This is a genomic window from Vibrio sp. 1580 (assembly GCF_033340055.1).
This window is the reverse complement of the sequence record NZ_JAWOVT010000220.1, coordinates 1-766: the sequence shown is the minus strand read 5'-3', so window position 1 is coordinate 766 and position 766 is coordinate 1. Positions and strand designations below refer to the sequence as shown.

The 766-nt window shown below is 45.0% G+C and carries 1 protein-coding gene and 1 pseudogene; both read right to left on the bottom strand.

The features are described from left to right. Positions 1–278 (bottom strand): annotated as a pseudogene (locus tag R7093_RS25145) (glycosyl transferase); the annotation flags it as partial. A 150-nt stretch (positions 279–428) separates the two neighbouring features. After that, on the bottom strand, positions 429–766 hold a 338-nt coding region (locus R7093_RS25140; RefSeq protein WP_318147007.1), incomplete at its 5' end, for a glycosyltransferase.

Below are 766 nucleotides of genomic sequence, written 5' to 3'. Positions count from 1 at the left end.
TGCTTCTCGATGAGCGCTGAACCTTGTTTGATCAGGTTATTCCAACCCGTGATGTCCCAACGCGGCGCACACCAGCCACCGACGAGATTGAACGTAGAGTGCTCTGCTTTGATACCAAGATCTTGGCATTTCTCAATCAGAGGTTGGCAGTTCGACCAGACAATTGGTTCGAACTTGTCTCGGTCGATACCCAAGATAAGATCGAGTAGTACCACTTCACTGCCGCGAATCCAATTATCACCATAATGAACGTAAAGAATGCGTTTTGGAGTAGTCATAAGTCACCTCGGTCTTATCGTTAATCTAATTCGACTACTGCAACCGAGATGCCAAAATATGCTATTGGTTTAAGTGATTGAAATGTATAGATGAGGAAATGAAAACAAAGAGGCAGCGAGACAAATTCTCAATTTGAGAACCAATATGGGTTAGTTATCCATCTCAATTTGATATTGCGTTAGCAATACGGGAATAACGCTCTCTGTTGAGAACTGTTCTACGATCGTTTGGCGTGCGTTTTTACGGATTCGTTCTTGTTGGCTTTTCTCCATCGCCATCCAGTGTTGTAGATTTAGCGCGAGATCGGGGACATCATCGGCAATAAAGCCATTTTTGCCTGTTTGAATGATGTCGGGTAAACGTCCGACCTTTAGACTGATCACCACAACGTCGCGTGCCATTGCCTCAAGTGCCGCCATGGGTAGTCCTTCGAAGCGAGAAGAGATGATCAATACGCTGATATTTTCCCATACCGCGTTCATATCCG